Raw genomic sequence first — 17,458 nt, 5'->3', positions numbered from 1 at the left:
TACCAGCGTGCTCGAAGGCATGAACAACCGCATTAAAGTCATCAAACGCCAAGCCTATGGCTTTCGTAACGCCGACTACTTCTTCCTCAAAATCAAAGCCGCGTTTCCCGGTAAAGTGCGATGAACCTTTTTTTTGCACTCAGTTGCGCGAGTTAGAGCCGCGCCAGGCCGCGGTGTAGCGATACAGATGCAGCCGCTCGATCAGGGGCTGATCTTCCACCCGCCGATCCGAGCGGGTCTTTCGTGCCGGCGTCTGCGGATCGAAGTCTTCGAGATCGTAGATCTTGGGCGCCTGCTCGGGGGCATCGGTGATCACCACCACCGGCATGTCCACGCGGAAGGCGATCGGGCGCGCGTCGGGCGTGAGCCAGACATTGGCCGCCGGCGTCGGTGCGATCGGCTTGCGCTGGAGCAGCACTTCGGTTTCGGGCAGATCCACGAGCGCGGCGCGTTCGATGTTCTGGCGGGCCTGTGAAATCGGGCCGTGATAGCCCGGCGCCTGGACCAGCTCGCGCGCCTGGGCAACAGTCAGGCGCCGGCCGGACGCGCCGTGGCGATCCCACGTGAAGCTCACACGCGATGCCCCATCCGGCAGCACCCGCACCCGCCGGTAGGCCTGCAGCAGTGACAGAGTCGCCGCCCGCGACATGCTGGCGCGCTCACGCTGCCAGCGACCGCGCGGCAGTTTGCCCACCGACGTCTTGAGCGCCTCTTTCGCGGCGTTGAGGCCATCGAGTGCCGGCAGCACCTCGCGTGGCGCGCACACGACACCGGCCATGCGTCGCACGGTGTTCGGTGACTGCTCGGGCGCGTAGTCGATCGCCGCGAAGATCGCGCGGGCGTTCAAACGTGCCGGCTCGCCGACACTGCGCGTCACCGTGAGTGCCTGTTGGGGCATGTCGGGATTGAAGCGCTCGATCGCGTAGCAGACTGCGGGCCAGTCGGCGGCATACAGGGCCAGGGCATCGTTGAACTCACGCACCCACCCTTCCAGCGCGCGCGCCGCCTGGGCGATCTCAGCCTTGATTGTCGCGATGTCGTCCATCCCTACCCCCGCATTATTTATATCAACCTACACAGACCGTGCGGCTTTGTTCGTCTCCCAATCCACTATATGCACCCTACCCTTACAGCCCAAACGCCCCACCCCAAGCCCGATATTTATATCAACCTACACAGCCACCACCACCTACCACGCCGTGCCGAACCCTCACGGAACGGCGCCCCGATCTTGTCGCGGTTTTCCCCCTTTTTTTCCCCTGTTTTTTTCGGCTTCGCAGGTTCGGCAAAAACGGGGTCAGATATGGCCACCGATGCCGATAAGATAGGACTCGAGGGTGGGCAGCCCGCCTTGGGTGGCGGGGCGCTGTGTAGGATGATATAAAATCTTCATTATTGGATGGGTGTTGGTGCCTGGGTGTTACGCGTGATTGCTGTTCGGGGTGCGCTTTAGTGATAGAGGACAGACAGCCGGAGCCATCGGATGATGGGGCGCCCGTGATCCAGATGGTCGTCAAGGACACGACGGCGCTGGTCAATGATGTCGACTTTCGTGAGAAGTGCCGCTATCACGGGGTGCCGCCGCATTGGGTGGGCGCCTGTGCCGAAGGACTGGACCCGCAGGCGTGCAAGCGTGTCGGGCCGTTCTTCAACATCGATCTGATCGAGATCACCGGGGCACTCGAAGGCGTCGATAGCGACAACGATCGCCCCGAGGCGATTCTGATCGGACTCGTGGATCAGGCGATGGGTCTGGGCTGTTCCTCACTGGCACTGCCCTACCACTCACCGATGACGCGTATCCGCCATGAAATTGCCGCCCCCCGACCGGACGACCAGGCCGTGATCCTGCTGTGCTGCCGACTCATCGAAAAGGTCTGCGAGCATGACGTCGGGGCTTTGCCCGAGGATCTGTTTCGCGATGGCTCCAACGCGCGACGCCTGCTCGTGGCCATCACCTTCACCAGCGCCTGCGTGCATGCCTACCTGGCGACCATGAGTCAGGATCGCGATACCCGCACCAACGCCGCACTGGTGCGCAATCTCACCGCCGGCGTGCTCGAGGGCCTGGCCGGTGATCGCCCGCTACCCACCTCGCGTGAGGGCTATCTGCCGCATGTGCGCGCGCTGTGGAATCATCTGCTGCGTACCGACAGCGGCCTGATGGCCGATGGTGTGAAGTACATGCGCCTGATCGATCTGCATGCCCGGCGTCACGAGCCGGAGATCATCCGCACCGTGGCCGTGCGCCTGCGCGTGCTCATGGACATGACCATGCGCGAGCTGGTCGAGGGCTGGGACAAGCTGCCGTTCATGCCGGTGGACGAATAAGCGCGATTTTTTTTGCCCGGACACAGGGCACAAACGCGAGCGGCCGCGCTACTCTTCTGACGCGCCCATGTGGGCGTTTTCGGGGGAACCCACCATGTCAGAAGTTACCGTGAGCACGCCGCCTTCGGCCCCGATCGAAACATCGACCATGCCGGGTATGGCGACCACCCTTGGCGTCATCGGCATTCTCTTTTTCGTTGCGTCATTGGTCGTCGGGGTCAATCTGTGGCCCGAAACGAGCTATCGGTACGATCCCACGCTCATCGATTTCATTCCATCCATGATCTGGATCGTGGCCGGTGTGATCGAATGCGCGCTTTTCATGGCGCTCGCACAGGTGCTGGCTTACCTGGACCGCATCGCACGGGCCACGGAAGCGCGCATCACCGCACGCGTCTAGCGCGAAACCGAGCGGGCCGGATGCGCTCCGGCCCGCATCGGATCAGAACGCGCAGAGCGTCTGCGCGACCGCCACCTCGACGCCCTCGTCGAGCGCGTCCCGACACTGTTCGATTTTCGCCTTGAGCAACTGCTGATTGGCCTCGATCTTGTCTGCCTCAAGCCGTTCGTTCGACGGCCCGTGTATGCCCGACAGGATCTGGCCCAGGGCACCGGTATAGGCACCAATCAACTTCGCCGGCGCCGTCAGTACCGTCGCCAGCTCGCTGTCTTTGGTGTAGTCGACATGGGTGAGTCGCCCGTCTTCCATAACGAACTTGTGGTCGGTCTGAGCGAAAAAGCCTTTCTTCAGAGGCAGCCTGCGTGCCAGTGCCCCCGTGGGCGAAAACAGGATCTTCCGGGCTTTCAGGACTGTGCCTGACCGAATCTCGATCGCATATGGCTGATCATTGCGATAGACGATGCCCGCGAGCGGGACGTCCAAAGAGGGCGGCTCATGATAGGTCTTACCGGATTTGAGTACCCGATACATAATTTTGAATTGGCAAAGCTCTCCCGCGCTGCGATACCCATCATTGTCTGGGGATTTTTCAGCATTACTAGCCGGATCGATTACCAACACGTGAGTGCCTACGGCACATTTAACAGGTTTCTCAACAAATCCCTTTGTAGGTTTACCTGTAAGGTTGTCCAGCACGGTCTCCACTTTAGATTCAGATTTGACGTCGACGCTGTTCAACAGCCCAGATTTGCTGATTTCGTACTTGTCCTCCACGTTGGCGAAAAACTGCTTTGTCTGGTTCAGCCGATACGACTGCGACAAATTCGGATAAGCCGCGGAGGTGTCGAAGTCGAACCTGTAAACGGGTTCAGAATTGCCTTTCTGCTCGACAGTGAGCGTAACGATCAAGTCTTTCTTCGGCAGGTAGTAATAGAGCCCCGGCATCTTGCTGCTCTCGGCATCTGCATTTTCGCCATTGTTTGTGTGGAAGCTCACGCACCCGGCAAGCAGTGCGGCACATAGCGCCAAAGCGCCAGCTATAACTCGTTTCATCATGACCCCCCGGTCCCATCTCGCGAACGAATAACCCCGTGTGTCGCGCCCTCTAGCGACACAGAAGTAAGAATTGGCCTGTCGCGTGCGGTTTTGGCAAAAGTCGCTTCATTGCGCAGTTTTAATCAGCGCCTTCTCTCGCGATTCGCGGGGTTTTACCGCTTGATACCTAATACAAACTTGATTTTTTGCTTTTGCCGAGTAATTTTGCGACGTTCATTCGATATAGTAGGCACTGCGCGCTATTGACGCGGGGATACCTGGCCGAGGGGAGAAACTTTTGCACATCGTGAAGAAGCTGCTGTCGTTACTGGGGTCGCGCCGGAGCGAGTCCGGGCACCCGCAGTCCACTGTGCGGGCCGAGAGACAACACGATGAGTTCGCCGACGTGATTGAAGGCTACGCGTTCGCCGCGACGCTGCAGCTTCGCACCCCTTTTCATGTGCTCCAGCATCACGGCGAAGTGTTCCGCGGCCGCCCCAGCGAAGCGCCCACATACGGCACCGCGGCGGACGGCATCTGGCTTCCCTGGACAGGCTATGGCAATGGCCTGCCGGACAGCTCGTCATCCTCGGATATAGGCTCGATCATGCCTGACGGCTACCTGTCCTTTCTCAAGGCGTATCGTCAGATCGTCGAGAGCCTGCTCAGTGCCAACGATAAGCTCGCGCAGATACGTGCGCTGTCGACTCACTCAGACGCCTTCGACGATTACTACCAGCGGCTGACCAAGAGCTACGCGGGTTTCCCCGAATCGAGGTTCGGGCTGACCGTCGACTCGCTACCCAACATCGGCAAGGCACGTCTGATGGGCCTTCGCGGTGCCGGTCTTACGAGCCTGGAGGCACTGGCCCAGAGCAGTGTCGACGAGCTGAAGACGATCGAGGGCATCGGCCATGCGACGGCCGTGAAGCTGCAAACCGAGGCACGCGCGCGGCTGCAAGGCGCGACCATCCCGGTCGCGGGTGAGCGCCTGCCCGGCTGAACGGATGCAAAGCACCGTTCGAATCGCTTGGGGGATGGATTCCGCCGGGCGTGCCCGCCACGCTTCGCAAGTCGAGCGCGGCAAAGCGTGCGGCTGTGTCTGTCCCGACTGCAAGACAGCGCTGATCGCCCACCAGGGCAACAAGTACGCGAAGCATTTCAGGCACGCGACCACGACGACGTGTCGTGGCGAATCAGCGCTGCACCTTGCCGGCAAACAGGCTCTGGTCGACGCGGCCGCCGCCGGCGAAAGCGTTGCCACGCCCGAACTCACCGGGCAGCTGAGCCAGGCCGACATCCGCGGCGATGTTCAGCACGACAAGTGGTCGGTTCACGCAGGCACCTACAGGATTGGCAAGGCCCTTTGCGAGGCTGCGGTGGGCAACGATCTGCGTGCCGATGTTGTGTTGCATCACACAGGCCCAAAACCCGCCCTTGCAGTCGAGATTCGGGTCACGCATGCCAAAGGAGACGCGGAGCGGGAGAAATATCTCGGCTATGGCCATGACGCCATCGAAATCGATCTGTCTCGGTTGCCATGGAACGCCACACCGGATGAAGTGAGCCGCGCTGTTCTGTCAGAGGCGCCAAGGCAATGGCTTCACTGCGCCGCAGCCGAGCGCGCGAAGACAATGGCCAAGGCGAAGCTCGATTCTGACGTGCGTGATCGCAATGCGAGCCTTGTTCGACTCCTCGAGCAGACTGTTCGGCGTTTACGCGACGAAGAATGGCTGACGTCGAGCCGTTTTCCCTGGCCGACCTTGGTCGAAACCGTGCCGGACGACGATTACGTGGACGGCAACCAGGCAACCGCTTCGCCGCAGTTGACCTCGGTGGATCCGAAGTGGCGCCGGGGTGACGACTATATCTGGCGTGGCTCGGGGATCGTGGGCGGCAAACCCACCGCTGCGATCGAGGTCGGCCTGAGCGGCATGCTTGACTTGGTGCCGGCGCGTGATCATCCGGTACTGGCCATTTCCGTATCGCCGGGGCGCACGAGGGCCGAGTTCCGGCAATCCCTGCGCGTCTGCTGGCTGGGTGTTGATCACTGGCGAAAGAAACTCCGACGCAACGCGAGGAAGGGGGTCATCCGAAAGGACAAGACCCTGCTCTCGCGCGGTATCGGATACCTGGAGGATTTTCATTACCTCTCAGCTTCCGAACAGATGGAGGTTGTTGCACAGGAATGGCTGCGGGTTCCGCCGCCCAGTGACCCGGGTGAATGGAGCTATTCATGGGGCACGCACTACCGGGTATGGACATCGGTGATCTGGTATCACGAGATCCTGCGCGGGCTTTTCGGCGGCCACATCGATTACACATCTCCTGACCAAATCGCATTGAGCGACTTCTACAGCACCCTATTCGATTGGCCCGATGACGATGAATCACTAACCCAGCGATACAGCGACGCAAAAGGCTTTCTCCATCGTCTGGAGAAACACTCTGTCCTGTGCCTTGAGGGCAGTGGATACGCAGCGAATGAGTATCCCCGCGTGCGTATCGTGCCTTGGGAGGTTTAACGCCCCGCCCGGCGGACTGAGCCGACGCTACACGGGGCATTCATGTTCCTGCCGGAAGTTCTCGCCCGATGACTCGCTTCGCGAGATCGGAGAGACCATCATGGTGTTCCGTGGTCCCGCTGTAGAGTGCGTGCGCGTGCGTATCGCAAGAGACCCGACCGGTATTGTTGCTAACTGTCGCGACACCGATTGATCCCCGCCCTCGATAGACTCTCAATCGAATTGCTCACGCTCACGCAGAAAAGAACGTGAGCCAATCAATCGGCCCTTTGTAGCGGTGCAGCAGGTAGCGGGTCGGAGTCCACGACGGGGCATAAAATTCTTCGTTGCTCGTTTCGTACATCGAAGACGCTAACTTCATACCCGCCTCAATGGTTTTCCCCGCTAACTCCCAGTCCCGTTCGTGCAATCTCTCTGGATTAAGGGGCTCGATACTCAGACCGATTTCTACTGTCTCCCTGTAATATCCCGCCAGATTTTTTAAGCGTACTTGCCAGTAAGAATCGAGACGCATCGCGTAAATCGGAACCTGCGCGACGCTATAAGGGTTGTCGAGTGTTTCACTCAGCACATCACAGTTTGTATAGAAACTTTGCTGGCCAGTCTCGTAGCTATCAGATAGATGTTTGAAAGTGTCGCGGAGTTCGCGCACATGGTCAGTTATGTTCCCCACGGACTGGCGTTGGAACTCACGGTCGCGCGCAGCGTCCCGGATAGACTGAAACCATAAAATAAACAACGGCAGTCCGATCGCAGAGATTGCCTGTACCCAGGCGGCAGTGTTGCTGCTCATCTTTCTCCCCCTCGACTTTACTGCTGCCACGCCTGTCGTTATCGAAATAGCTTGCACGGCTTTTCTCGGCCCGGTTTCCCACGCCGCGATCCTTCAAGCCTATCCCTATTGAAAGTAGCAGGCTGATACCGCCAGCAACGAAGTGCTTTTCTTAAACCAATTAAAGCACTCAGAAAGCCGATCGCAACACAGCCACCCTCTTTATGGGGGTATGGACAGTGAACGTATCTCCGGAACGCTGACAGAGGTTGCCTGGCGCTCACCAGGCACCGGTCGGTGCATCCTCACGATTCAGACCGAACAGGGCCGCGCTTTCAACGCGCTTTGCGAAACGCAGGCGCTTTATGTGGGCGAACGGGTGGTGCTGGCCGGCTACTGGTCGAATCATCCCCCGCCGGCGTGCGTGTTCTACGCCGACCGGGTTGAATCATCGCCGCCGACCGACGCCCAGGGTCTGATCCGCTACCTGCAGCAGGCGCTGGATTGCGATAGCTCTATCGCGTCGTTAATCGTGTCCCGGTTCGGCGATCGCACGACCACGGTGCTCGATGAGAATCCCGAGCGGCTCAACGAGATCCCAGGCCTCGATGCGGTCACCGTGGGCGTGATGGATAGCGCCTGGAAAGCTGCACGACTGCAACATCGTGCGCGCTCGATCATGGCCGGCATGCGCCTATCGAGCGTCCAGACGGAACGGCTCGAATCATCGTTTGCGGGGGATTTTGAACGGCTTGCCGACGAACTATCGGCCAATCCGTATCTGGCCTATGTACTCGACGACACGGTCGACTTTACCCCGGTCGAGCGCTATGCCGAGGCTCACGGTGCCGACCCGGCCGGTCTACCGCGTCTGAGGGCACTGATCCTTCGCCGCGTTCGACTGATGTGTACGCTTGGGCATACCTATGTGCCGCAGGACAAGCTGGTCGCGCGTTTGTCTCGCATGCTGGCTCGCCACCATCTCACCGAAGCCGCCATAGAAAAGACGCTGGACAACATCGTGCTCGACGCACGTCTGGCACGTATCGGTGAACGGATCTACCTGCCTCGCCTCTACGACGCCGAGCTACGTGCGCTCGAGGCGATTGACCGTATCGAGTGTCACGACACCGCCTACGAATCGGCGACCGACTGGGTGGGCATCGATGGCGCGATGCAGGCGATGGGCCGCCCACGGATTCTCGATCATCACCGGGCGATCTGTGAATTCGCCCTCTCCCACGCGGCGTGCGTGATCGACATACCTCGCGCCGGCGACGATGACGCGGTGGTTGTGTCGCTGGCCCATCTGTTCGATGCACTTTCCGTGTCCTGCGTGGTCTGCTCCGCGGACGCGCTACACGCCGAAATTCTCAACGAAGCCAGCGACGGCCTCACTGCCCTGAGCCTTTCATCGTGTCTGGCATACGACGACGATCGTCAGCCGGGTGCCGGACCAGACGCGCCGATCGATGCCGAGTGCATCATCGTCACCCACGCCGAACAGCTCGGTATCGAGCGCCTGCGCGATCTGTGTGCAGCGATCCCCGACGACTGCGGCCTCATCTTGATGGGTGACATCTACTGCCAGCCGTCCCTTGCTCCTGGCCACCCTTACCTCGATCTGGTGCTTACCGAGCGTCTGGCCTGCTACAAAGCCCAGTCGCTAAGCGCCAATGCAGCACCTGCCCGAGCCATCGGGGCCGCCTGGGCGGGGCATTGCGATCCTGCGGACTGGGTCGACAACCTCGACGGCCCGATCAGCATGCTCCAGTGCCCGTCTTCTGCGATCGGCGCGTTGTTGGATGACGTCTACGAACACGTCCTGCCCGGCCTCGAACTCGAAAACAGCCTGCTCATGCTCCCGAGTTTGTCGGGAGAGTCTGACGCCACGCTCGTGCGCGAATGGCTTGGGAAACGTCACGGTGAGAGCCCTGGCCAGACATACGCCCTGCGTAAAGACCGGCATGCCTGTGTCGTGGAGGACATCAACAGCGTGGGGCTCAAGGCGGGCTACCGGGTGCGTATCGATCGTGACCGGCCACCCATAAAAGTCACCCGCATCGATCGTCAGGGCGAGCCAATGAGTTCGACTGTCGAGCTTCCAGCCAACGCAGAGAAACGCCTGAAGCGCGATGGCATGCGATCTATGTCAATGCTGATGGGCGAACGTGCGGATGCCGTGATCCTGGTGATGACGGAGAACACGCACCCGATACTTGCCCACCAGGTCATGCTTTACACGCTCGCGTGTGCAGCACAGCGCCACCTGATCGTGATCGGTGACGCCGAGGCCTTTACCAAGGCACTGACCCGGCGACGGCCGGAGGTCTGGTCTGGATTCGCGCAGTTGATCAAGGACCACCAGAATAGCGAGGCCGCATGAGCGCTCGAACCGCTTCCAGCATGACGCTGGATGACCGCATTGCATCTGCGGGGCGCGCGCGCCTTGCCTTGCTCATCGTGCCGATGGCGGTGGCACTGGCCACACCATTCGTGCCCATGCATCTGCTGCCCGTCGTCGCGCTTGTCGGCTTACCCGTGGGCTTGTTCGCGGGTCTGGCTCAGCGTCTGCGTGTGCGCTCGAGCCAGCCCCCGGCGATCGACAGCATGTATCGCTTCCAGACGCCCTCAGAACCGAGCCTGATCAATCATCTCTATGTCGGCCATGCGATGGATTTCACCTCGTATCGCGAAGGTCTGGCACGCATTCAGGCGCTCAAGGGGCAGATCACAACAGACGACCGTGTCGCCTATAACCGAAAGGTGATTCACCGGATGCGGCCGCTGTTCCTGACCGACGATATCGCGACCCGGCACGTCTTCGTAGGCGGTTCGACGGGTGTCGGCAAATCGGAGATGTATAAGTCGATGGCCTATGGCCAGATCCGGCGCGGTGGTGGCCTGATCATGTTCGACGCCAAGGGCGACGAAGGCATGTTCACCGAGCTCTACACGATGGCGCGCGACCATCATCGTGAGCACGACTGCATGTACCTCAACCTCGACCGCCCGGATCTGTCGCACAGCTACAACCCGCTCATTCATGGTTCCGTGCGTCAGCTCGTATCGACGGCGATGAAGCTCGAAGGCGGCGGCAAGAGCGGCGATAACGAGTTCTGGTCTCGCCTTAACCGCAACACCCTGATCGCCGCGATCATCTGCTTACGCTGTCAGCCCGGCGATCCGCGCTTCAATTTCGCTGATCTCGCAGCCTTGATCTCGCAGCCGCGTCTGTTCATCGACTACTACGCGCAGATGCCCGCGCACATGCAGGAAGAGCGTGAGTTCGTGATGCAGTACCTGATCGGCTGGATTTCGCCGGACAAGGACGGGGTGCAGCAGCTCAACTACAACCGCTTTCGCGATCTGTTGACCGGCCTGCGCTCATTGCTGATGGACTTCTGCCATAGCGAGTACCGCGCGCTGATCAACGACTACAACCCGGATATCGAGCTGAAGAGCTGCATTCTCGAATCCAAGATCGTCATGATTTCGCTGCCGGCGCTCTCGGACAAACAGGGTGTCGAGGTATTCGGTCGGCTGTTTCTGGCTGACCTGTCGCGGGCGGTCGGCCAGCTCTACGCTGACCGCACCAAGGCCATGCTGCCCTACCTGGTCTTTCTCGATGAGTACGGGTCGTTCGCGGACGAGACCCACGAGGAGCTGTTCATGGCCGCGCGCGGCGCCGGCATATCGATGATCTGCTCGGTGCAGGGCCGCGGCTTCCTCGACAAGATCGGCAAAGAGTTCACGGCGAACATCCTTACCAACGCCTGGAACCATGTCTATCTCGACGTGCGTGATCCCGATACGCGCGACACGGCCATCAAACTCGCTGGCACGGTCATCAACCAGTTCCGCCAGAAGAACATGGGCACGTCTTTCGGCTCGAACTACAAGAACTGGGAGTCCGGCCTGCTGCGCACAGAGGCCCACGGTCAGACGATGTCGGACGGCTATAGGGAAATGCGTGAAGACCTTCTCAACCCGGAGGACTTCGCCATGGACGCCGGTGACGCAATCCTGATCGGCAAACAGGGCACGTATCGGCTGCGTCTACCGCGGGTGCGCTTCGAAGGCGATGTGCCCAACCTCGACGAGATCACCCTTCCCCGCTACGAGCGTGCGGCGAAGCCGGGGCTGAATCTCGCCACCAAGCTCCTCGACAAGGAACACAACACGCTGCTGCAAGCCGCGAGGGTCTGATCATGGCTGAGTTTCAATGGACCGATAACGATTGGGTCAATTCCCTGCGTCACTGGGATTGGAACCTATGGGATCTGTGGGATCACTGGATGGATACCGCCTGGTACTACCTCGACACCATTGGCTGGCCAGCCTATGTCGGCCTGTTTTTATTCGTCGTGTTCGTGGGCCTCTCGCTCGATCTGACGCACCACTGGACGTCGAATATGCTCTCGCGATCTTGGGGCGCGATCGTCTATGTCGCGATGACGATGGTCGGCCTGGTGGTGAGCTGGCTGGGCCTGATGGTCAACCGCTTCTTCTTCGCTCGAGTTCGCGATTCAGCGCGTATGTTCCGTGACTATCGCAAGAACAGACCGAATTAAAAATAGACACTTGCGGCGCTTGGCTGGCGGCCGAAATCATCGATATTCTGGACGATCGCCCCTACCGGCACCTGGTGAATCCATCCGACAGTTTCGGAGTGACCAACTCCAGTTTCGATAACGTGCTGGAGGCCGCTGAGTGGATGAACGCTCTAGAGCCCCAAGTAGTCAGTGCCCAGCAAGAATATGTGGCGAATTCCGATTCTTGGGCCAAAGCGAAGGCAGATAAGAAGCGAAAGGCCGACGCAGTAGCGAAGCGCAACTTCGAACGGGCGTCGTCAGCCCCCCTTTCCGTTGGCGACCGCGTTTGCACCTGGGGCAACTACGTTGGAACAGTGGAACAGATCGGCAGCGACAACGTAAAAGTCGCGTTCATCGGCCGCATACGCTCGCGTGCGCCGAAGGGGGCACTGTTCAATCCTCAGTACAGCAATTTCACCATCACCTCGAATCCCGAACTCGAATGGCTCAGAAAAGATCAGGTCGGTGTGTGTGATATCTACCGATAGATCCTGACCGCATCCCACGCAGAGCCGCCGAGGGCACCCTCTCGGCGGCTTTTTTCGTTCAGGTCGGCAGATCGCACTCGCATCGTTTCCCTACTCAACCCCGCCAGATCGTCGCCAATTCACTAATTTTCAGAATATTTCGGAAATCCCGGTCAGATGCTCCACTCGGACCCCCTTTGTAGGGGTAACCGAGACATGAGGATCGACCGTGGCACTCACCAAGACCGCCCTGACTGGCGTCATTACGACCCTGGCTGTGACGCTTTGCCTGGCACTGCCGGCGCACGCCCAGCAGGGTCAGCGTGGCGATCGCTACCCGGCTCAGGACTTCGGCTCGATACCGCGAATCGATCAACGCAATCCGCTCTACCAACGGGCGTTCGAACACCTATCGCGTGCTCAGCAGCTGCTCGCCAATGCCGCACGCGAAGTGCAGGCCGCGCGCACGTCTTACGCGTTGCCGGGCTTTCGCTATGACCTGTTCCTCGACGACCTGCAGTACCTGAACGGTCAGCTCTCGCCTGTGCTGATGCCGGAGCGGCGTCGCCTCGAGTACCAAACACTCACACCGTCTGCTGACTACTTCGTGCCCGGCGCCCCGCGGGCAACGGATGCACCGACCAACTGAAACCCGTGCCGTGACCTCCACCAATGGAGCAGAAAATGTCTGTCTATGAACTGTTTACCGGCCGCCGGCCGGACGCCCCGCTCGCAGTGGGAAATAACACGATGAGTGCCGCCACTTTGGACCGTTGGAACCGGGTGAACCGATCGCTAATGGTCATGGTGGCGCTTTGGTTCCTGCCGATGCTGGCATTCGCCGACAACCCGAATCTCGATTTCGGGATCGATGATGCCGACTCGGAAAAAATCGTCAGCTCGTTCTACACCATCTGGCGAATCGTCGCTAACTCGGCAGTCTATATCGGCGCCATCGTCGCGATCGTCTGCCTCGTCTTCGGCCTCGGCGCGAAGTGGGTCTACATCGGCGCAGCTGTTGCCATTATCGGCGGCTTCGGCGAGTGGGCTGTTCAGTGGATCCTTCAGGTCGGTGGCATGGAGATCGTTGAGCGGACCAACACGTGAACGAGTCTCGCGACAACTTTGACTGGGGCAGCAGACGCTGCCCCGTCTATTCGCTGGCCCCGCTCAAGGCGTTCGGCTTGCAAATGGAGACCGCCGGCATCGTGGTGGCAATCATCGCCATCGGCAAGCCGATGCTGGGCATGGGCAAGGCCACGCTGATCGCGCTCGTACTGGCCTACGCGTACGAAAAGGCCAGCGCCGGCCGTATGCCGAATTTTGTCGCGTTCTGGGCCTCAAGTGCATCTGAGTCCCCCTTTGCACGGCGTTATCTGCCGTTTCTGCAACCGCTGCTCAGTCGGGCGTGGGGAAGCTGCGGCCTCCCCCCGGCCCCGGGCGCATCGAAACGATACGAGCCCTGATTATGGCGACCAAAGACTTCGACTGGGAATCACCGCTGGTCGGCTATGAACGCTCCAACACGCGTCTTTTTCTCGGCCTTGTCGCGATGGTGATCATCCTGATCCTCACCGTTGTCGCGATGGGCGCTGCGCTGCTCAGCATGAATGCCCAGAACACGAAGCTGGCGAACAACCGGATCATGTACGCATTCCCGGACGAAGACGGCGTGTTGGTTTCATCGCGTCGTCGTCCGCCGGCAGCAGTGAAGCGATATGCCCGAGACTTCGTTTCGAACCGCTTCAACTACGACGCCGACACCGTCGAGGCGAATTTCAAACGCGCGGCCAACATGGTTGTGCCGGGTAAGGCCGTTGGTGTTGCCCGTCAGCTGCGTGACCTGGCCGAGCGGATACAGAACCTCCAGTTGAGCCAGAAGACGACGATCCTCCAGGAATCTGGTCTGGAGGAGAGTGACACTGGGTATCTCTACCGCATGCGCGGCCGCGTCGAGCGTTATGTCGCGACGTCGTATGACACGACCTATCGAGTCGAGATCGCTGTGCGACTGGAAAAAGTCACGCCGACCGAGGCTCGCCCTGCTGGCCTCTGGGTGACCGGCATCACGGAGACAAAACTATGAGGCGTTGGGCGCTAGGTTTACTCGTCGCAGCATCACCTGCGCTGGCATGGTCAGCCTGTGATCGCACCGATCGGGTCACCGTCTATCAAGGCCGCGCTGTGCCGGTTTACGCAGCTGACGATCAGTACGCCGAGGTTAAATTCCCTGAAGCGTTGCGAGGTCTGCTGCCCGAGCAGCCCGCAGGGATCTCGATCAATCAAGCTGCATTTCCTGACCGCATTTTCATCAAGACTGAGGAAGACGGCCAGTCCTACAACGCGCAGGTGCTCGTACAGAGCGCTTCGGGCAACTCATACCGCCTGCAGGTCATCGAGCGTGCCTGTGCTGACGGCACTGTTTCCGTCGTCGATGAGTCGCCGGCACTAGCGCAGAAGCATGTGGGATCCGGCGACGAAGGTCGCGAACCCGGCAAGCAGCGCCTGATCAAGTACATGGTGAGCGGCGCGACGCCTTCCGGCTACCAGATCCAGAAGGCCACAGGCTCCCCGCAGCAGCGGCTTGTTCTCGAGCAAGGCTCGGTCGCTTTCTACCTCGAGGAGACTTGGCGCGGCGCGGGTGGGGATACAGGCATTGTGCTTCTCGCGGTAAACCGTGGCCGCACTCCGTTTCGCGTGGCCATCGACAACATCGAGTTCGGCTCACGTGAACTGATCGAGCAATTTGGCCACGTGCGCGAAATCTCGATGATGCCGTCAGATTTTCGCCTCGACCCCGCCCCTGAGTTCGCAGCTGATGCCGCGCGTGCACAGAACAAGGGACTGGTCTACATCGTTTCCAATCGTAACCGGCGCACCCTCCATGGCACGAGATAACGACGAGCTCATGCATGCCGACCCGGCCGGTGAGGGTGAGAACAAAGGTCGCAGCCCGGTAAAGATAGCGGTCGTTGCGATCGTCATCGGCTTGCTTGTCTGGAAGACGTTCGCTGCTATCACCGGTGACGACGACCAGTCGCAGAGTGCGAACAGCGGACAGGTACAGCAACGCGATTCTGATCGGACCACGACTTTCGATCGCGAGCGCGCAGAGCAGCGCCGCACTGAGGATCAGATCGCCCAGAGTGGTGTCGATGAGGCGTTCAACATCGATGACCGCACGAATGAATCGTCTGTTGTTGCGGTAGATCGGCGCGTCAACGCGGCGAACGAGCGCATCGAGCAGCTCAGGCGCTCGCTCGACGAGAACACGCGTAATAGCCAACGTGACATGGCGCAGCTTCAAAACTCGGTCGAGGAGAAGCTCAGCCAGCTCACGAATGCTATTGAGCGCCAAGGCGAAGATCGCATTCTGGAAGAACGGGATGCCCTGCTGGGCGGACAGAAACCCGAAGGCGGCACCGTAAGCACTTCTGGCCTGCCCGCGCTTGATGACCAGCCCTCCAGCACGACGACCAAGGGCCAAGCCAAGCCCGATAACGCGTTCCCGTATATGGAACTTGGCGCGCGTTCCCAGCCAGCAGAGTCCAGCGGCGGTCTGTTCAGCAGCCCCTCTAGCTCGCGCTCTGGTACCGCGACCAACCGCCCGGTCTCGACCTCAACGCCACCGCCGCCGCCATCTGAGGCCGGTGGCGCGATGAGTCCGCTGACGGGCGATGTGGTTGAAGTGAAGCCGGAGTACGACAGCATCACTGTGCCTGGAAACTCCTGGGTGCACGTTACCGATCTGCACGGGGTTGCCTGCCCGGTTGCAAACGCGTCGGGCCAGCGTGGCGGTGACGGCCCGCGCGCCCTTCTTTCCGAAGTCCCCATCACGCTGCCCGTCAAAGGCGAATTTCACGGCCCTAACGGCACCACCTATCACATGGGTTCGCCGCACGTCTCGGGCACCTGTGTCGGCCAGGAATCGAATCGGCCCGCTGCCATCGTGAAGATCGAACGTCTGAGCTACGTCGGTCCCGATGGCAAGCCCCAGTTCATCCCGATCAATGGCTACCTGATCGACCGTCGTGACAATCAAATGGGCGTTGCCGGTTACCTGGACCAGGCCAGCGGCCGCGAGATCGCTCTCGCCTCGTTCGCCGCAGGCATGAGTGCTGCTGGCGAAGTGTTCTCCGATTCGCAGTTCAACACGCAGATCTTTGGCGGCGGCGCGGCTGGCGGTGTCGGAAGTGCGCGTTCGATTGATGGGGGAAATATCCCTGCAGCGGTTGCAGGTGATGCATTCGGCGAGGCTTTCGGCCGGATCGCCGAGTTCTATGACCGTCAGGCCGCTCGAATCATCCCAGTCGTGCGGATCCAGGCGGGCCTGCCCATGACGATGATCACCACCACACCTTTCGAATATCTGGCCAAGAATTCAAATGCCGAGGTAAGCAATGTCCAATAAGACCGTCGGCGCATTCGCAGCGTTGACTGCGTTGGCTCTTTTGACCGGGTGCGCCTCCAAGGGGCCCACGATTGTCGGGCCTTCGATCGAAGAGGTTTACAGCGGCGTCACACAGCAGGGCGCGCGCGACACGGTTCGTCTGGTCCGTGAAGGCCTGCAGGCTCAAGCCGCAGCCGGAACCTCTGACCCGGTCATACCGATCCGTCAGCCTGAAACCGTGATGCCCATCTGGATCCCGCCGTATATCGACAAGGCCACCGGCCGTCGGGTCGATGGGCACTGGCAGTACGCCGTCATCAAGGAGTCGCAATGGCAGCTCGACTACTGATTGCTGCAGGCCTGGGCCTGGCAATGAGCCTACCGGTCAATGCGTCCCCCTGGCACGCCGGCAAGGGGGGCTTGCACAGCGGTATCGATGAAATCAGCAAGGACGCCATTCGTAATCAGGTGATCCAGAACTACTTCCAGGCCCCTCATGCGACCAACCGCGAACCTGATGCCCAACGCATCCGTAATCAGATGCGCTTGGCGAATGAGACAGATATCCCGAACACGTCGGGTGGCTTGGATTCGGCGGATGTGCAGCTGTTCTTCGCCGAGAACACGCCTCTGGGCATCGTAATCGACACGCTCGCACGCTCGCTGGGGTACCAACCGCATTTCGTTGCGCCCTGGGTGCGAGGCCAACTGGTACCACATGCCATTCGCGGTGAGCACGAGGTGGCCGACGTCGTCGCATGGCTGACCGAACGCATGCACATCCCGATCACGATATTTCCTGAATCTCGACTGATCATGGTCTACGGACCGCGAGGATCCTAATGAGCGTTGCTGACTACACCGAAGCGGCCTATCAAAAGCTCAATTACGGGCAAAGCCTCCCTTTCTCCGAATTGATCGACGCTTTCGCCTACTCGAGTGG

The 17,458-nt window shown here is 60.2% G+C and carries 20 protein-coding genes; 17 read left to right on the top strand and 3 right to left on the bottom strand.

Going from position 1 to position 17,458, the window contains the following annotated elements; genetic code table 11:
* Positions 1–124: transposase (locus J7355_RS16840; RefSeq protein ID WP_209060178.1), on the top strand; the 124-nt coding region annotated here is incomplete at its 5' end.
* A gap of 15 nt (positions 125–139) precedes the next feature.
* Here J7355_RS16840 and J7355_RS16835 read toward each other — a convergent pair.
* Positions 140–1,045, bottom strand: a complete 906-nt coding sequence (locus J7355_RS16835) for a DNA replication terminus site-binding protein (RefSeq protein ID WP_209064781.1) — start codon at positions 1,043–1,045, stop codon at positions 140–142.
* A gap of 452 nt (positions 1,046–1,497) precedes the next feature.
* On the opposite strand from J7355_RS16835, the gene J7355_RS16830 reads away from it, so the two are divergent.
* Positions 1,498–2,331: a hypothetical protein gene (locus tag J7355_RS16830; protein WP_209064779.1), complete on the top strand. Its 834-nt coding sequence runs from the start codon at positions 1,498–1,500 to the stop codon at positions 2,329–2,331.
* Between the two features lie 94 nt (positions 2,332–2,425).
* A complete protein-coding gene (locus tag J7355_RS16825; protein ID WP_209064777.1) occupies positions 2,426–2,731 on the top strand; it encodes a hypothetical protein in 306 nt (101 codons plus the stop codon).
* A gap of 42 nt (positions 2,732–2,773) precedes the next feature.
* Here the strand turns inward: J7355_RS16825 and J7355_RS16820 are convergent, their stop codons facing one another.
* Complete coding sequence (locus J7355_RS16820; RefSeq protein ID WP_209064775.1) at positions 2,774–3,784, bottom strand: hypothetical protein; 1,011 nt, start codon at positions 3,782–3,784, stop codon at positions 2,774–2,776.
* 289 nt (positions 3,785–4,073) lie between these two features.
* Here J7355_RS16820 and J7355_RS16815 point away from each other — a divergent pair, with 289 nt between their 5' ends.
* Positions 4,074–4,769, top strand: coding sequence for a helix-hairpin-helix domain-containing protein (locus tag J7355_RS16815; protein ID WP_348523050.1), 696 nt, complete (start codon positions 4,074–4,076; stop codon positions 4,767–4,769).
* 4 nt (positions 4,770–4,773) lie between these two features.
* Complete coding sequence (locus tag J7355_RS16810; protein WP_209064771.1) at positions 4,774–6,291, top strand: competence protein CoiA family protein; 1,518 nt, start codon at positions 4,774–4,776, stop codon at positions 6,289–6,291.
* 232 nt (positions 6,292–6,523) lie between these two features.
* Here J7355_RS16810 and J7355_RS16805 read toward each other — a convergent pair whose 3' ends face one another.
* Complete coding sequence (locus J7355_RS16805) at positions 6,524–7,084, bottom strand: hypothetical protein (protein ID WP_209064769.1); 561 nt, start codon at positions 7,082–7,084, stop codon at positions 6,524–6,526.
* Between the two features lie 211 nt (positions 7,085–7,295).
* Between J7355_RS16805 and J7355_RS16800 the strand changes: the two genes are divergently transcribed.
* The 12 genes from J7355_RS16800 to J7355_RS16745 all read left to right on the top strand — a co-directional run bounded on the left by J7355_RS16800 (position 7,296) and on the right by J7355_RS16745 (position 17,358).
* Positions 7,296–9,449 carry an ATP-dependent RecD-like DNA helicase gene (locus J7355_RS16800; protein WP_209064767.1) on the top strand — a complete coding sequence of 718 codons (2,154 nt, stop codon included), beginning with the start codon at positions 7,296–7,298 and terminating at the stop codon, positions 9,447–9,449.
* Positions 9,446–11,272: a TraM recognition domain-containing protein gene (locus J7355_RS16795; RefSeq protein ID WP_209064766.1), complete on the top strand. Its 1,827-nt coding sequence runs from the start codon at positions 9,446–9,448 to the stop codon at positions 11,270–11,272. The genes J7355_RS16800 and J7355_RS16795 overlap by 4 nt, the downstream gene beginning before the upstream one ends.
* A gap of 2 nt (positions 11,273–11,274) precedes the next feature.
* A complete protein-coding gene (locus J7355_RS16790; protein WP_209064764.1) occupies positions 11,275–11,637 on the top strand; it encodes a hypothetical protein in 363 nt (120 codons plus the stop codon).
* A 74-nt stretch (positions 11,638–11,711) separates the two neighbouring features.
* Complete coding sequence (locus J7355_RS16785) at positions 11,712–12,146, top strand: hypothetical protein (RefSeq protein ID WP_209064762.1); 435 nt, start codon at positions 11,712–11,714, stop codon at positions 12,144–12,146.
* A gap of 208 nt (positions 12,147–12,354) precedes the next feature.
* Positions 12,355–12,774: a hypothetical protein gene (locus J7355_RS16780; protein WP_209064760.1), complete on the top strand. Its 420-nt coding sequence runs from the start codon at positions 12,355–12,357 to the stop codon at positions 12,772–12,774.
* Positions 12,775–12,809: 35 nt separating this feature from the next.
* Positions 12,810–13,232: a hypothetical protein gene (locus tag J7355_RS16775; protein WP_209064758.1), complete on the top strand. Its 423-nt coding sequence runs from the start codon at positions 12,810–12,812 to the stop codon at positions 13,230–13,232.
* A complete protein-coding gene (locus J7355_RS16770) occupies positions 13,229–13,591 on the top strand; it encodes a hypothetical protein (RefSeq protein ID WP_209064756.1) in 363 nt (120 codons plus the stop codon). Before J7355_RS16775 ends, J7355_RS16770 begins: the two co-directional genes overlap by 4 nt.
* 2 nt (positions 13,592–13,593) lie before the next feature.
* Entirely contained in the window at positions 13,594–14,211 is a 618-nt protein-coding gene (locus J7355_RS16765) for a hypothetical protein (protein WP_209064754.1), read from the top strand.
* Positions 14,208–15,023 carry a hypothetical protein gene (locus J7355_RS16760; protein ID WP_209064752.1) on the top strand — a complete coding sequence of 272 codons (816 nt, stop codon included), beginning with the start codon at positions 14,208–14,210 and terminating at the stop codon, positions 15,021–15,023. The genes J7355_RS16765 and J7355_RS16760 overlap by 4 nt, the downstream gene beginning before the upstream one ends.
* Entirely contained in the window at positions 15,010–16,536 is a 1,527-nt protein-coding gene (locus tag J7355_RS16755; RefSeq protein ID WP_209064750.1) for a hypothetical protein, read from the top strand. Before J7355_RS16760 ends, J7355_RS16755 begins: the two co-directional genes overlap by 14 nt.
* Complete coding sequence (locus J7355_RS16750; protein ID WP_209064748.1) at positions 16,526–16,864, top strand: TraV family lipoprotein; 339 nt, start codon at positions 16,526–16,528, stop codon at positions 16,862–16,864. Before J7355_RS16755 ends, J7355_RS16750 begins: the two co-directional genes overlap by 11 nt.
* Positions 16,846–17,358, top strand: coding sequence for a hypothetical protein (locus J7355_RS16745; protein ID WP_209064747.1), 513 nt, complete (start codon positions 16,846–16,848; stop codon positions 17,356–17,358). Before J7355_RS16750 ends, J7355_RS16745 begins: the two co-directional genes overlap by 19 nt.
* Positions 17,359–17,458 lie beyond the last annotated feature (100 nt).

The organism is Endozoicomonas sp. G2_2 (assembly GCF_017744135.1).
Taxonomy (GTDB): Bacteria; Pseudomonadota; Gammaproteobacteria; order Nevskiales; family Salinisphaeraceae; genus Salinisphaera.
The sequence above is the reverse complement of the archived record's forward strand: the minus strand, read 5'-3'. Positions and strand labels throughout refer to the sequence as shown.

Bases quoted from the DNA above. Each gene is read 5' to 3' on its own strand.
- J7355_RS16835 (WP_209064781.1), bottom strand. From the start codon at position 1,045: ATGGACGACATCGCGACAATCAAGGCTGAGATCGCCCAGGCGGCGCGC.
- J7355_RS16825 (WP_209064777.1), top strand. From the start codon at position 2,426: ATGTCAGAAGTTACCGTGAGCACGCCGCCTTCGGCCCCGATCGAAACA.
- J7355_RS16820 (WP_209064775.1), bottom strand. From the start codon at position 3,784: ATGAAACGAGTTATAGCTGGCGCTTTGGCGCTATGTGCCGCACTGCTT.
- J7355_RS16810 (WP_209064771.1), top strand. From the start codon at position 4,774: ATGCAAAGCACCGTTCGAATCGCTTGGGGGATGGATTCCGCCGGGCGT.
- J7355_RS16805 (WP_209064769.1), bottom strand. From the start codon at position 7,084: ATGAGCAGCAACACTGCCGCCTGGGTACAGGCAATCTCTGCGATCGGA.
- J7355_RS16800 (WP_209064767.1), top strand. From the start codon at position 7,296: ATGGACAGTGAACGTATCTCCGGAACGCTGACAGAGGTTGCCTGGCGC.
- J7355_RS16795 (WP_209064766.1), top strand. From the start codon at position 9,446: ATGAGCGCTCGAACCGCTTCCAGCATGACGCTGGATGACCGCATTGCA.
- J7355_RS16790 (WP_209064764.1), top strand. From the start codon at position 11,275: ATGGCTGAGTTTCAATGGACCGATAACGATTGGGTCAATTCCCTGCGT.
- J7355_RS16775 (WP_209064758.1), top strand. From the start codon at position 12,810: ATGTCTGTCTATGAACTGTTTACCGGCCGCCGGCCGGACGCCCCGCTC.
- J7355_RS16765 (WP_209064754.1), top strand. From the start codon at position 13,594: ATGGCGACCAAAGACTTCGACTGGGAATCACCGCTGGTCGGCTATGAA.
- J7355_RS16760 (WP_209064752.1), top strand. From the start codon at position 14,208: ATGAGGCGTTGGGCGCTAGGTTTACTCGTCGCAGCATCACCTGCGCTG.
- J7355_RS16755 (WP_209064750.1), top strand. From the start codon at position 15,010: ATGGCACGAGATAACGACGAGCTCATGCATGCCGACCCGGCCGGTGAG.
- J7355_RS16750 (WP_209064748.1), top strand. From the start codon at position 16,526: ATGTCCAATAAGACCGTCGGCGCATTCGCAGCGTTGACTGCGTTGGCT.
- J7355_RS16745 (WP_209064747.1), top strand. From the start codon at position 16,846: ATGGCAGCTCGACTACTGATTGCTGCAGGCCTGGGCCTGGCAATGAGC.